The sequence below is a fragment of the Rhodoplanes roseus genome, from assembly GCF_003258865.1.
In the GTDB taxonomy this organism is placed as follows: Bacteria; Pseudomonadota; Alphaproteobacteria; order Rhizobiales; family Xanthobacteraceae; genus Rhodoplanes; species Rhodoplanes roseus.
Genome location: NZ_NPEX01000778.1, coordinates 1 through 280 on the forward strand (window position 1 = coordinate 1; position 280 = coordinate 280).

The 280-nt window shown below is 67.9% G+C and carries 1 protein-coding gene; it reads left to right on the forward strand.

Going from position 1 to position 280, the window contains the following annotated elements:
* A partial coding sequence (locus CH341_RS32365; RefSeq protein WP_146604759.1) for a GAF domain-containing protein occupies positions 1 to 280 on the forward strand: 280 nt, incomplete at both ends.

The following is a 280-nucleotide window of genomic DNA, read 5'->3' on the forward strand; positions in this document are numbered from 1 at the left end:
GTGCTGCCGAAGCCAGTCTTGATCAGCTCTTCAGCGCCGTCGGCGCGGCAGGGTGTTGCGTGCTCCTTGCCGACAGCGACGGCGTGCCGGTTGAGCGTCGTGGCGAGGCCGGCGACGATGCGACCTTCGAGGATTGGGGATTATGGCCGGGTGCGCTGTGGAGCGAGGCAACGGAAGGCACTAACGGCATCGGCACCTGCGTCATCGAGCGCCGCCCAGTCACCGTGCACCGCGACCAGCACTTCTTTGCCCGCAACGGAGCGCTCGGCTGCATGGCGGC